The organism is Paenibacillus sp. PsM32 (assembly GCF_030433815.1).
Classification (GTDB): Bacteria; Bacillota; Bacilli; order Paenibacillales; family Paenibacillaceae; genus Saccharibacillus; species Saccharibacillus kyungheensis.
Map to the genome: position 1 here is coordinate 1 of NZ_JARUWY010000059.1, position 241 is coordinate 241.

The window sequence follows — 241 nt, forward strand, 5'->3', positions numbered from 1 at the left end:
GATAGACGCATCCCTTCTAGATATACAGTCCGAAGATCTAATAGTAGCGCTCTCATATCCGATTGACCAACAGATGACAAAACTACGATTAATTCAACCTGACGTATAGCAAGGGCTCGATTACTATCAAAAGTACGTCCTATTGCAGTCGCTGTCATTGAAATCGCAAACAACTGCAGAGAGACTGAATCAAGCAATTCTCGCGATAACCGATGACGTTCTTCGATAATACCTCTAAATA

1 protein-coding gene is annotated in these 241 nt (G+C 41.1%); it reads right to left on the reverse strand.

Annotation, left to right across the window (positions count from 1 at the left end; translation table 11 throughout):
• The coding region (locus QCD85_RS23725; protein WP_301264089.1) for a histidine kinase dimerization/phosphoacceptor domain-containing protein at positions 1–241 on the reverse strand (241 nt) is incomplete at both ends.